Genomic DNA, 12918 nt, shown 5'->3' with positions numbered 1-12918 from the left:
CATTGAACGGGAGAGACCCCATGAATACGCACAATTTGTATGTGAATACTGCCCACCTTTCCCCTTTGACCGAACAACAGGTCAACCAGATTCACCATGCCACCCTCCAGATTCTGGAAGAAACCGGCATCTGGGTTGGCAATGAGACCTTATTGGAAATGGCCCGTTGTCGCGGCCTTTGTGTGGACGGGCAAAAAATTTGTTTTACAGAAGCGGTTCTGGAAGAGGCCCTTTCAACGGCTGCCAATGCGTTCACACTCAAGGCCAGGAACCCGGAAAATGATCTGAAATTTGCCCTTGATGTCACCGCAGTGGGAATGGGCCGGAGTGCCCCCTTTATAATGACCCCTGAAGGGAACAGACGGAATGCAACCGGGGCAGATTTTCTGGAGTTAATGAAACTGGGGCAAAGCCTGAATGCGATCCAGATGCCCGGCCCCCTGGTTTTCCCCGAAAAAATGGCCCAGGAGGATGTCTACGCGTTCATGATGGCAGCCCAGGTGCGCTATTCAGACAAGCCCTGTCACCTGTCCAAGGGCGAGGATTTAAAAATTTTATGCATGGCCATGGGCATCACGGTTGATACCCTGAAAAAGGATGCGGACAAAGGGATCAGCTACGCCCAGACCACCGTCAACAGCCTGTCTCCCCTGGCCCTTACCAGCGGGCAGGGACAGTTGTTAATAGATGCGGCAGAACATGGCATTGCCATCTGTCTTTCTCCCACCCCGGCCACCGGATCTACCGGGCCCTGCAGTCTCATGGGGAACCTGATTTTAAACAATTGTGAAACCCTGGGGATGCTGATCCTGTCCCAATGGGTTCGTCCGGGGCTTCCTGTTTTCTACGGCGCCTTTCCCAGTGCTTCGGATATGCGGACCATGAGTGCCACCTATGGCGGACCTGAATCCCGAAAGATGGAGCTTGCATCCGCCCTGATGGCCAAACATTACAACCTTTTGTCCCGAAGCAATGTGAACAATGATGCCCAGGTCTGTGATTTTCAGGCCGGGGCCGAGTCCATGTTCAACCTTGTGACCGCCTTCCAGGGTCAGGTCAATTTTATTCCGGGTTGCGGACACCTGGCCAGCTTTGCCGCAGCCTCCCAGGCCAAACTGATTCTGGATGCTGAGCTGACGGAATATGCCCGGTATTTTGCAAAACCCATCCCGGGATCTGACAGCCTGGACGAGACCATCAAATTGATCCAGGAGACAGGCCCCCGGGGCAAATATGTCACCAGCTTCCATACCTTTTCCCATTTCAGGGAGGTGCTGCACCATCCGGATCTTTTTCCAAGGGTTTCCCATGATAAATGGTGCAAGGGCCGGAAAAGTTTACAGGCAGACGCCCAACACAAGGCGGATCATCTCCTGGAAGCTTACCAGCAACCCCCCATTGACAAGGATCTTGATCGCAGGCTTGCTAAGTTTTGTGAACCGGGCCTAGGGGAAAACTCGTGTGAAGCTGACAGATGAAACAAATAGAAATAGAAAATGTGTGACGACATACGGAAAATGCCGGCGGCTGTTGGGGGTGATGGGGTTGCGATCCCGGGGAACCGGGCAAATGCCAGGCTGAAAGCAGCCAACGAGAACGGAGAAATTCACATGGAAGACCAATTGGCGGATGCGCTCCGGGCCCTGGCTGAAAGCTAGGCCCTGGGTGATCTTTTATAGAAGGGGGAAACGTGTATGATGAACCATCTGGGAAGCATTGTCCATGTGGACTTGTCAGAAAAAAAGGTAACCATTGAACCCTTTGGGGAAAAACTGGCCCGGACCGTTTTGGGCGGATTTGGATTCAACACCTGGTACCTCTACAAAAACCTGCCCAAAAATGCCCTGGCACTGGGTCCTGAAAATATCCTGATCATCAGTTGCGGCCTGCTCACGGGTACGGCCGCCCCGGCATCCTCCCGGAGCCATGTCAGCGCCAAGTCGCCCCTGTCTGGACTCATGGGCAGTTCCAGTGTGGGCGGTCACATCGGTGCCCGGTTAAAGTCCCTGGGAATTGCCGCCATGGTGATCCGCGGGCGTTCAGATCTACCGGTCTCGCTTGTGGTGGATAAAACCGGTGTTTCCTTTCGAACCGGGGAAGATCTTTGGGGACTTTCTACCCGCAACACTGAATCCGTTCTGAGAAATGAACGCCAGGGCCAGAACGTGGAAATTTTATCCATTGGGGTGGCTGGAGAAAATTTGGTTCCCTTTGCCTGCATCATGAACGGGACGGATCATGCTGCCGGACGGACCGGCATGGGTGCGGTCATGGGGTCCAAGAACCTTAAGGCCATCCTGGTGGCCGGGGTCAAAAACCTGGAGAAATCCTCCCCTGAAACCAAGGCCCTGGTCAAGGCGTATATCGGCAAAATCAAAGCCGGGCTTCCCATTTACACGGATTTCTCCACCACCGGCAGTTCCGCCCATATCCAGTGGCTCAACGATACCGGCCAGCTGGGAACCCGGAATTATCAGGAAGGTACCATGGACGGGGTAGAAAAAATCGACGGCAAGAATCTTCTGACCTATGTCGAAAAAAAAACCAGCTGTCACCGGTGCCCGGTGCATTGCAAGGCTGAAATCAAAATCAAAGCCGGCCGTCACCAGGGATTCCATGGGGGTCGACCCGAATATGAGACCGTCATCAATATGGGCTCTTTGTGCGGACTGAAAGATCCGGATGAACTCTTGTATCTGTCCAATCTGGCCAATATACTGGGGATAGATACCATTTCCACAGGGTCCATCATTGCCTTTGCCATGGAACTCTATGAACGGGGCATCATCACCACCCAGGATACCGGGGGACTTGCATTAACCTGGGGAAACGCCCAGGCAATGGAGGCGCTCATGCATCAGATTGCCCTGAGAAAAGGATTCGGGAAAATTCTTTCCCTGGGGGTCAAGGGGGCTGCCAGCGTCATCGGCAAGGGATCCGAACAATATGCCTACCACACCAAAGGGGTTGAAATTTACGGGTCAGATCCCAGGGGAAGCCAGGCCATTGCCCTCTCCTATACGGTTTCCCTCAGGGGAGGGGATTTTACCAGCGTATACCCGATTCCGGCCTTTCGCTACACCCAGGAAAAAGCACAAAAAGAATTTGGCACCACGGCGATTATGGAGCCCCATATCATCGACGGAAAGGGGATTCTGGTTCGAGGCTGTCTTTTGACTTCGGCCATAATCGATTCTCTGGGGCTTTGCAAGGTGCCGACCCTGTCCATTATGGCAGATTTCACCCTGGAAAACGAAAGCGATCTGATCCGGGCCATTACCGGTCTGGAATTGTCCGCCCAGGAGCTGTTTTACAGGGGGGAACAACTCATCAACATGGAAAAACTATTCAACCTTGCCCACGGTGCCTCCCTGGAAAACGACAACCTGCCCGGGCTATTTCAGGAAAAAGGGCTTCCCCATGGGCCGGTAAAAGGTCTTCTGGTGGAGGATCTTTCGGTCATGGTTCAGGATTTCTACACGGTCATGGGATGGGACGAGGCAGGAATTCCCACGGGTGAAACCCTGAAACGCCTTAAACTGGAGGAAATCTAAAAAACTTATACTTGATATTGACAAAGGGGAAGGGGGTCATGCATGTGGTTGTATATACATGCTTGTATAATAGTCCAGGACCGGGCAAATTTATTGCCATCGGTTCACACCTGTCCACGGACATGACAAATGATCTGGAAGGGAAAATAAGATGCTGAAAAATACAGATGTTTCCAATGCAATGACGATTAAAATAGAGGACATATTTACAGAACTGCCGGAGATGCCGGATTTCCAGCCCGGGATCAGACGGGCCCCAAAAAGGGCCATGACCCTGAATAAAGGCGAAGTCATGCTGGCAGTGAAGAATGCCCTGCGGTATATTCCCGAAGCATGGCACAAAATCTGTGCCCCTGAATTTTTAGACGAGCTGTTAACCCATGGAAGAATCTATGGATATCGGTTCAGGCCCAGGGGCCGTCTTTACGGAAAGCCCATTGACGAATACACAGGAAAATGCATTGAAGGCCGTGCCTTCCAGGTGATGATCGAAAACAATCTGGACTTTGAAATTGCCCTGTATCCCTATGAGCTGGTGACCTATGGTGAGACCGGTCAGGTCTGTCAGAACTGGATGCAATACCAGATGATTAAAAAATATCTTGAAAATGTCACCCAGGACCAGACCCTGGTGGTGGAGTCAGGTCATCCCCTGGGGCTGTTTCAGTCTTCTCCCGCATCTCCCCGGGCCATTATCACCAATGCCATGATGGTCGGTCTGTTTGATGACCAGGAAAACTGGGAACGGGCCATGTCCCTGGGGGTGGCCAATTACGGACAGATGACGGCGGGGGGATGGATGTACATCGGTCCCCAGGGCATTGTCCACGGCACCTACGGCACCCTGCTGAACGCTGCCCGGCTGGAGCTGGACGTCCCTGAAGACGGGGACCTCACCGGACGGTTGTTTGTCACCTCAGGCCTGGGCGGCATGAGCGGCGCCCAGGGCAAGGCCATTGAAATTGCCAAGGGAGTCGGCATCATCGCAGAAGTGGATGAATCCAGGATTCAGACACGATATGACCAGGGCTGGGTCAGCATGGTGACAGCAGAGCCGGGGGCCGCCTTTGATGCTGCAAAAAAAGCCATGGCAGAAAAAAAGGCCCTGGCCATCGCCTTCCACGGCAATGTGGTGGATCTGCTGGAATATGCGGTTGATCATGATATCCACATTGAACTGCTTTCCGATCAGACCTCCTGCCATGTGGCCCATGGTGGCGGATATTGCCCCCAGGGACTGAGCTTTGACCAGCGGACAGAAATGCTGAAAAAAGATCCGGATGCCTTTATAAAACGGGTGGATGCCTCGTTTGTTCACCATTATGAACTCATCAAGACCCTGGTGGAAAGAGGCACCTATTTCTTTGATTACGGCAATGCCTTTATGCGGGCTGTGTTTGATGCCGGGGTGACCCAGATTTGTAAAAACGGGGTCAATACCCTGGACGGCTTTATTTTTCCCTCCTATGTGGAAGATATCATGGGCCCCTTGATGTTTGATTATGGATACGGCCCCTTCAGATGGGTCTGCCTTTCAGGAAAGTCCGAGGATCTTTTAAAAACCGACCAGGCTGCCATGGCCTGCATTGATCCAGACAGAAGATCCCAGGACCGGGATAATTATATCTGGATCAGGGATGCCCAGAAAAACAAGCTGGTGGTGGGAACCCAGGCCAGGATCCTCTACCAGGATGCGGCGGGAAGGGTGGCCATTGCCCTTAAATTCAATGAAATGGTCCGGAAAGGTGAGATCGGCCCTGTGATGCTTGGCCGGGATCACCACGACACCTCCGGCACGGACTCTCCCTTCAGGGAAACCGCCAATATCAAGGATGGCAGCAATATCATGGCGGACATGGCCATCCAGTGTTTTGCCGGGAACTGCGCCAGGGGCATGAGCCTTGTGGCCCTTCACAACGGCGGCGGTGTCGGAATCGGCAAGGCGATCAACGGCGGCTTTGGTCTGGTTCTTGACGGCAGTTCCCGGGTGGATGAGATTATCAAACGGGCCATGCTCTGGGATGTCATGGGCGGTGTGGCCAGAAGATCCTGGGCACGGAATGAAAACGCCCTGGACACCTGTGTGGAATTCAATGGGCAATACAAAGGCGAAGCCCATATTTCCATTCCCTACCTCACCGACGAGCAGATGATCGCAGATCTGGTGGACGCAAAGATAAAATAACGATTCGTCTGAATTTTTATCCGGGGTTGACAACAGGTGAAAAACCCCGGTAAAAATCCAGACCGGGAGGGAAAAATACACGGAAATTTAATCATAAAAAATGCCGCCCAGGTGGTAACCTGCAGCGGATTTACGGCCAAACATTGATCCCCTGGATGTCAAAATCAGGGCCGCCATCAAAACCGGTGATGTGCTCATCGAAAATGACCCGTACTGTGGCAATTATTTAAAAGGGGTTCGCGCCGGTGCCATTGAAAGTTAACCGCAGCCCCACAGTGGAAAGGAAAAAATGAAAAAAATAATCGAGTGTGTGCCCAATTTCTCAGAGGGACGCGATAAAAATGTGATAAATGCCATTGCCGAAGCCATTCGTGGGACAGAAGGGTGTACCCTTCTGGATGTGGATTCCGGCCAATCCACCCACCGGACGGTCTACACCTTTGTGGGGGATACTGAAACCGTTATCCAAGGGGCCCTGGCCGCAGCCCGGGTGGCCAGAAAAAAAATTAACATGGCCCTTCACAAAGGAGAGCACCCGCGATTCGGGGCCATGGATGTCTGCCCTTTTATCCCGGTGGCCAATGTCACCATGGAAGAATGCGTAGAAGTTTCCAGGCAGTTTGCCCAACTGGCGGCCGAGGAACTGGGTGTTCCTTTTTTCCTTTATGAAGAAGCAGCTGACCAGGAATACCGGCGCAAGCTTCCCGATGTACGGAAGGGAGAGTACGAGGCCCTGGAAGACCGGCTGAAAGATCCCAGATGGAAACCGGATTTTGGCCCCGCAAAATTTGTGCCCTCCTGGGGTGCTACGGCCACGGGGGCCCGGATGTTTCTCATTGCCTATAATGTAAATATTCTGGGCAGCGCCAACCAGGCCCATCGAATTGCCCTGAACCTGCGAGAAGCCGGCAGGGGAAGTGATCAGCCCGGTAAACTCAAGGATGTGAAGGGAATGGGCTGGTTTGTGGATGAATATAATATGGCCCAGGTCACCGTCAACCTGAACAATTATCATGTGACCCCGATTCATCTGCTGTTTGAAGAGGTCAAGAGGGAAGCTGCCCAACTGAACCTTGCCGTGGCCGGTTCCGAAATCGTGGGCATCGTCCCGCTGGAATCCCTTATCATGGCGGCAGAGTACTATATTGAAAAAGAGGGGCTGTTCATTTACGAAGAAGCCCACAAGGTCCGCCTTGCCGTCGAACGGCTGGGGCTCAATTCCGTGGCACCGTTCATCCCCGAGGACAAGATCATCGAGTATATTGTGGCCGAACCCCCGGAAGAACCCCTGGCCTCCATGAGCCTGCGGGGATTTATCGAAGAAATTTCCGCCCGGACATCGGCTCCCGGAGGCGGATCTGCCTCTGCGGCCATGGCAGCCATCGGCACAGCACTTGGTTCCATGGTGGCCAAGCTCACCCAGGGCGTGAGAAAATTTGAATCTGTGGAACCCCAGATGCAGAAGAGTATCCCGATTCTCCATGAATTGACCCGGGCGCTGATCCCCATGATTGATGCAGACACCTCTGCGTTTAACGAATACATGGAAGGCCTGAGGCTGCCAAAGGGCACTGAGGCCGAAAAAAAGGCCCGCCTGGCAAAGATGCAGGCCGGCCTTAAGACCGCCATTCAGATTCCTTTGGCCACCATGCGTCTGGGGGATACGGCATGGGATACCCTGTGTGAGGTGGCAAAATATGGAAATCCCGCATCCAAATCAGATGTTCAGGTGGGGGCAAAAGCCCTTGAAACCGGAATTTGGGGGGCCTATCAAAATGTCCTTATCAACATGAAAGATATCAAAGACGAAACCTTCAAGGCGGAAACCATGGCGGAAACCATGGCCATTGAAAACCGCTCCAGACAAATGTGCGCCAAGGTGCTGGACATCCTGGAAAGTATTTAACCTGTGAGAATCCTTCAATGGCCTTGGTATATCAGATAATTTCGCCGGAAAAATTCAGGGAAATCCCCTGGAAAAACGGCCAGGGAACCTGTCCTTCGCAATTGATCGTACTCTCTGAAATCATTGACAAATTTGCATTCTTCTGTCAACCTGAAACCATGATTAAAATGCTTGGAAATCTTGTTTCGTTCATATGGTCAAAGTTCAAAGTCACTTCGAATCTTGCTGCTGAAAACCTTGTGCTTCGCCAACAACTGGCCGTAATGAAATGGACAAACAAGCGGCCTAAAATTCGAAGGGCAGATCGGCTTTTCTGGGTGTTGCTTTCCCAAATTTGGACTCCTTGGCGCAAATCTCTCATCATTGTAAAGTCGGATACTGTTATCTGCTGGCATCGAAAGGGTTTCAAACTTTTCTGGAAATTCAAATCCACCGGCCCGGGAAGGCCTCAGGTCAGTCGTGAAATCCGTGATCTGGTCAGAAGGATGGCTACAGCCAATTCAAATTGGGGTGCGCCCAGGATTCATGGGGAATTGCTCAGGTTGGGGTTTGAGGTCTCCGAACGAACCGTATCGAACCGGATGCCCCGACGTCGGCCGAATTCAAAGCCGTCCCAGACCTGGCGGACTTTCCTGAAAAATCATTCCAACAAGTGTTCGATTGACTTTTTCTCTGTTCCGACAATCTCCTTTAAAGTTTTGTTCGTCCTGGTGATCCTCAGCCACAGCCGCCGCAAAGTCGTACATTTCAGTATAACCTCAAATCCGACGGCCGAATGGACAACCCAACAGATCGTGGAAGCCTTCCCCTGGGATACGGCACCGAAATATTTGATGCGGGATCGGGACTCATCGGGATGCTGGCAGGACAAGGGGACTCCACCATCATCATGGCCACCATCCCCGTGGCCCTCACCTCCACCCTTTACGGCATCGTGCTGGAAAACTTTTTTTTCTCCCCTTTGCTGCAAACATACGGGAAAGAACCCTTCAGGAATTTTTTCTTCAAAAGATCATTTTAGAAGGGGTGGTTGCCATGTCAGAGGATCTTCACCCACAACTGCTGGAACGAAAACGGGTATTATTTTTAACACCGTCTGCCAGACAGGGCCGGTTTGTATCCTATGAAAAAATACGCCAACGCTTGAATCTATCTGAAGAAGTCCCGGAGAACCTATAAAACTTTCTTTGTATCAGTCTGATAAATTTTTTTTAAAAGGAATACTATAAAATCAGCCCTGTCAGCAGAACTAAAAATGATCATAAAAACACCACCAGTGGATCAAAGACAAACCCATGCCATATGTGGTTGTTCGATGTTTATCCATATCTTTCAGAGATAGAATCGTTTTTTTAAGCTTTCCCATAGATATATTGACAGAAACAACCCTTTTATCTACTCTATTACGCTGGTGACGATACTACAAAAGAAGCATCCTAAGATGGTGACATGAATATGATCACTTTTGTTCATATTGACTAAGAAATAAATTGACACCTTAAAACCCTTTTTTTCTGGTTGATATCTGACCTAACGTCACGACGGAATATTGCACGTGTTCCAACAGAATTTGACTAAAGGAGATTGATTTCATGTTCAGACATGTCCGAACCGCACAAATCCCTATACTTATCTTTTTTATTTTCTTGTTCATCGCAAATCCTTGTCATGCAGGTGTTCTTTATTCAAAAAATGAGCTGATGATTCAAGGAATCAGATATGTCAGCATCAGTACCCAGTGGCAGGCCGAATCCAAATTTCATCAAAAAAGATGGCATAGAATCAAGGCTATGAAAGCCTCTGATCAAAAGAAAGTAATCCTTTTCAATGAAGAAATGGCCCGCCATACTAAACGAAGTCATGATCTTGCAGGCCAGAGAAATGACATCCAGGAAGTGCTGATTAAAGAAACCAATGCCAGGGTTAAAAACAGCAAGGGACAGGTTTCAGGACAACTCAATGACACGGCCGGTACAAAATTCGGAGAAAAGGGATACAGGGGTATGGCAGGAGACAGGGATATGGGGGGTGGCTCAAATACCACCCAAAAAGTTGAAGACGTGCTTCAGGAGATGGGATTATACAATCCAGATCCCAGTAAAAAATCCATTGTCGAGGTGAATTCAAAGGCGGGTACCCTGGAAATTAAAGGTGATTTTGATTTGACCATTAACAAATCGGGTATGCAGGCCAAAGCGGGTACCCAATACCATCAGATTCAGGTGGAGATAGATGCCAGAAATCCGGAGACCTATGTTTCAGAATCCATGAAAACCAGATCAGACGGTAAACTTGTTAAACAGCAGGTGGGCACTGAGTATGTTGAGGTGCAGGATCATAGGAAAAAAGCATCCAAAGGCCTGGCTGCAGATGGCGATTCTCTGATCAAAGAGCCCGGGAAGATGCAGGGTATGGCAAAGGGGACAAAAAAAACCTTGGACATGGGGCGGGTCAACGATGACGCTTTAGAACAAATTCTAAAACAGAACAGTATAAAAGACAATCCTGTGGAATTCAAGAAAAAACTACAGGCGGTCAAAGAAGGAACGCTTTCCATCACAGATGCCCATCAGGCAGAACGGATGAGAAGAGCCAGCGAAGATGTTTTTGCTGCAACAGAACAGGTAACCTTGCGCCAGACCAAAAAAGATATTGTGGATTTAAGGGCCAAGGCTGCCGCCAAAGCCCCTGGTGACCCAGTCCGCCTGCAAATCGAAGCGGAAATCGTTGACACTGTCACTAAAATGAAGCAGACAAAGGCTGCCAACGAAGCGTTTTTATCCTCAAAGAAAATCCAAAAGACACAGGCGGTGGTCAAAGAGATCTCACCCAGCCCCAAAAAAATCACACCAGAAACGATAGATGTCGAAATCAAAGAGATTGAACTGTCCCGGCCAGCTTCGGTCAAGCAAAAGGCGGCCAAGACATTTGGCGCAGTCATGCAGATAGCCGATATCGGCCAAACCTGCCAGACCGTGGAAGACTATATGGAGGGCAGGCAGTCTCTGGGTGGAGCCGCTGTTGTCATTGTGGATCAATACGTCACTCAGGGGGCCATTGGCACAGGCAAGCATATTTACAATACCTCTGATGACTATCTTGCCACGAGAAAAGATATCCAAAAGGCAAACCAGAACAATATGACGGCCTACTTGAGCCAGTGGGAAATTCAACTCAGAAAAACAGGGATGTCCGGTCAGGAGGCCAAAACCTATGTGTCTAATGCCATGTTATCCGGCGATCTGACCATCCTTGAGAGAAAAGCCGGTATCTTGAGGGCTGAAGGCAAAGCCTTTGAATCCCCACATCTGGTAACTGAAACCTATGAAGCAGATGATACCTTATGGAAAAGAACAAAAAACACAGGGGAAGGAATAGGCAAAGGAATTTATGACAGTGCCACCTATTCCATAAAAGCACCGGGCCGTATGGTGGAAGCCTGGGCTGAAGGAGAGCTTAAAGAGGCGCATCTGGATGCCTATGCAAAAGAGCAGACAGCATCGAGTCGGTCCACCATTTTTCAAAAACTAGTGGGTGCCGGCGTGCCGTCCAGAAAAGCTCTGGAGGTCATCGACAAATATGAAGAAAATGATACTGCACCGTTGCGTGAATTGTTTAAACAAACCCGTGCCAAATTAAATGCGGATGAGGCCGCGGCCAAGGCCGAAGCTGAGGCTGCTGAAAAAGAAATCCAGATACGGGCGGCCAGACTTGAGCAGATATTAAAACAGTACATGACCTATCTTGAATTTTTAAAAACATCACCACTGACCTTAAACAAGGAGCCTTCACCCATTGAACTGCCTAGTGAAGGGGAATCCGTGCTTGTACAATTCTCCATAGACAACCCTCAAGGTAATTATTTGAATGTGATCCGGTCCATGGAAAAACTGATTCAGGAAATCTCAGGTGTCCCGGGCAAAGTAACGATTGCTTATAACTTTGATATCCCCGGAAAGCCAGGTGCCGAGCCCAACATATGGCTCACCGAAAATCTAAAGAATGCTGGAATCTACCCCGTGACGGCTAAAGTTGATGTGGGTATCCATGGTGCAGGGCTTTCCGGTCCTTTTATGGCTTTAAGCCAGGATTTTATCCGGCCAATATTTGACAAGGTAGAAGTGGTGGTGGCGGGTGGTGATGTCGATTATTCAAAAGGCATTTGGCCGGAGCTTCGAAAGACAAAACAAACCGATATGGACGGCAGAATATCCATGACAACCGGTGCTGCCAAGGAGGTGAGTTACGACTGGGTTGCCAATACAGGGAATAAAGACAAACAATGGGGAACCGTTCAGATCAAAATGAGTACTGACGGCAAACGGATTGAAGAAGTCATCCTCGAGTCTTTTTTTGATTACGAAAGTGCATATCATCCATTTAAAGAGCGCAAGGTGTTTAAGAATTTTATTCTCTACTCTCTGGACAAGGAAACCCCAACAAAGGCCACCCATGCCTATTATGTCATGGATGATAAGAATGATTACATTTGGGGCACTTATGAAAAAGCTGAGTTTGACACGGATACAGGCGGTTTTAAACCGTATAGTAAGCCGCTGGTCATGGGTCAGGCAGGCCATACCAAAGTTGTAGTTCACACGCCCAGGCCAAGTATTCATTTTAAAATGAGTAATGACATCCAAAAGCAAAAGTGGGCAAAAAAAGAAGAAGTTCGGATAGAGAAAAAAGCCGCTGAAAAAACCAGACAACTGGCAGCCTCTGACGGTTTATACTATGAGGGCCCCATGGGGGAAAAAGAAGGATTTAATGGAAAAATAAAAATCAATATTGGAACAGATAAAACGTCTGTGGCGGGTGATTTTCATTGCACTCGGGAAATGACCAAAGATGATAAGACCGGTAAAGTGATTGTCAGTGGAGAATTTCTCGGTGCCCTAAACCCGGGGACAGGCCAGTTAGAAGCCCAAGTGATCAATGGGAATATGTATTCCTACAAGAAGCTGGATGGTAAATGGTACCCGAGCGGTTATCCCCAGGGCATGTCCAAATCAACTCGATTAATAGGAAAAATTGAAGGGAATCAAATACACGGTCATGTGGGCAATGGTAAACAAAAAGTCTTTTTTTGGACAGCGGTTCCTGCAAAACCTGGGGAGAAAAAATAGTTTCAAGTGTAGTAATGGCTTTTCAATGCCCAATGGACAAAATCACCTCTTTTTCATTGCGACTGGATTCCTGTGGGAACATGGTACGCCCACCAGGCATTTACCGCAAACATCAGCATAGCCAATGCCCTTTAGTTTTTCAACATT

At 49.7% G+C, this 12918-nt stretch carries 7 protein-coding genes; all 7 read left to right on the top strand.

Going from position 1 to position 12918, the window contains the following annotated elements; translation table 11 throughout:
• Positions 1–20: 20 nt before the first annotated feature.
• The 7 genes from HRM2_RS21745 (at position 21) to HRM2_RS21720 (ending at position 12771) form a co-directional block, all read left to right on the top strand.
• Positions 21–1478 carry a trimethylamine methyltransferase family protein gene (locus tag HRM2_RS21745; RefSeq protein WP_015906193.1) on the top strand — a complete coding sequence of 486 codons (1458 nt, stop codon included), beginning with the start codon at positions 21–23 and terminating at the stop codon, positions 1476–1478.
• 18 nt (positions 1479–1496) lie between these two features.
• Positions 1497–1658: a hypothetical protein gene (locus HRM2_RS27230; RefSeq protein WP_187149298.1), complete on the top strand. Its 162-nt coding sequence runs from the start codon at positions 1497–1499 to the stop codon at positions 1656–1658.
• A 36-nt stretch (positions 1659–1694) separates the two neighbouring features.
• Complete coding sequence (locus HRM2_RS21740; protein WP_015906192.1) at positions 1695–3554, top strand: aldehyde ferredoxin oxidoreductase family protein; 1860 nt, start codon at positions 1695–1697, stop codon at positions 3552–3554.
• Between the two features lie 151 nt (positions 3555–3705).
• On the top strand, positions 3706–5739 hold the full coding sequence (locus HRM2_RS21735; protein ID WP_015906191.1) for a urocanate hydratase: 2034 nt from the start codon (positions 3706–3708) through the stop codon (positions 5737–5739).
• A gap of 289 nt (positions 5740–6028) precedes the next feature.
• Positions 6029–7645: a glutamate formimidoyltransferase gene (gene ftcD, locus HRM2_RS21730; RefSeq protein WP_015906190.1), complete on the top strand. Its 1617-nt coding sequence runs from the start codon at positions 6029–6031 to the stop codon at positions 7643–7645.
• Positions 7646–8420: 775 nt separating this feature from the next.
• Positions 8421–8666 (top strand): hypothetical protein, encoded by a 246-nt coding sequence (locus HRM2_RS27225; protein ID WP_049770492.1) that lies wholly within the window; start codon positions 8421–8423, stop codon positions 8664–8666.
• 679 nt (positions 8667–9345) lie between these two features.
• On the top strand, positions 9346–12771 hold the full coding sequence (locus HRM2_RS21720; RefSeq protein ID WP_148214689.1) for a hypothetical protein: 3426 nt from the start codon (positions 9346–9348) through the stop codon (positions 12769–12771).
• Positions 12772–12918: the final 147 nt, after the last annotated feature.

The organism is Desulforapulum autotrophicum HRM2, assembly GCF_000020365.1.
GTDB classification, from domain to species: Bacteria; Desulfobacterota; Desulfobacteria; order Desulfobacterales; family Desulfobacteraceae; genus Desulforapulum; species Desulforapulum autotrophicum.
This window is presented reverse-complemented; position numbering and strand designations above follow the sequence as displayed.

What these genes read in the sequence shown, in the direction of transcription:
- HRM2_RS21745 (WP_015906193.1), top strand. Translation starts at nt 21, where the DNA reads ATGAATACGCACAATTTGTATGTGAATACTGCCCACCTTTCCCCTTTG.
- ftcD (WP_015906190.1), top strand. Translation starts at nt 6,029, where the DNA reads ATGAAAAAAATAATCGAGTGTGTGCCCAATTTCTCAGAGGGACGCGAT.
- HRM2_RS27230 (WP_187149298.1), top strand. Translation starts at nt 1,497, where the DNA reads ATGTGTGACGACATACGGAAAATGCCGGCGGCTGTTGGGGGTGATGGG.
- HRM2_RS21720 (WP_148214689.1), top strand. Translation starts at nt 9,346, where the DNA reads ATGATTCAAGGAATCAGATATGTCAGCATCAGTACCCAGTGGCAGGCC.
- HRM2_RS27225 (WP_049770492.1), top strand. Translation starts at nt 8,421, where the DNA reads ATGGACAACCCAACAGATCGTGGAAGCCTTCCCCTGGGATACGGCACC.
- HRM2_RS21735 (WP_015906191.1), top strand. Translation starts at nt 3,706, where the DNA reads ATGCTGAAAAATACAGATGTTTCCAATGCAATGACGATTAAAATAGAG.
- HRM2_RS21740 (WP_015906192.1), top strand. Translation starts at nt 1,695, where the DNA reads ATGATGAACCATCTGGGAAGCATTGTCCATGTGGACTTGTCAGAAAAA.